The 543-nt window shown below is 67.6% G+C and carries 1 protein-coding gene; it reads left to right on the top strand.

Going from position 1 to position 543, the window contains the following annotated elements:
* A partial coding sequence (locus tag C9414_RS21005) for a hypothetical protein (RefSeq protein ID WP_219909140.1) occupies positions 1–543 on the top strand: 543 nt, incomplete at both ends.

Here is a 543-nt window from a genome sequence, read left to right on the forward strand (position 1 = left end):
GTTCCGGTGCACGGCGTGCCGGAAGGCCCGCGTGGTTTCGACTGGCGCGCCACCGATCCGGCCACCCTGGTCTATGCCGAAGCGCTGGACAAGGGTGACTGGAAGGTCAGCGTGCCGCACCGCGACCGTGTGCTGATGCTGAAGGCGCCGTTCAACGGCAAGCCGGTGGAGATCGCCCGCACCGCGCAGCGCTTCGAGGGCTACGCATGGACTGCCGATCCGGCCGTGGCGTTCCAGTACGAGAATGACGAGAACCGGCACTGGGTGCAGACCCGCATCGTCGATGTGGACCAGCCGAAGAAGGAAGGCCGCCTCCTGTGGGACATGTCCAGTGATGAGCTGTACGGCGACCCCGGCAACCTGGTCTTCACCCGCCTGCCCACCGGTGCTCAGGTCGTGCGCCAGGACGGCAACCATGTCTTCCTCAGCGGGCGCGGCGCCTCGCCGCAGGGTGACCGCCCGTTCCTGGACCGCCTGGACCTGGGCTCGCTGAAGAGCGAACGACTGTTCCGCAGCAGCGCCGATGCGTACGAGCAGTTCCTC

Source organism: Bacillus sp. Nf3 (assembly GCF_003028545.1).
GTDB classification, from domain to species: Bacteria; Bacillota; Bacilli; order Bacillales; family Bacillaceae; genus Bacillus; species Bacillus safensis.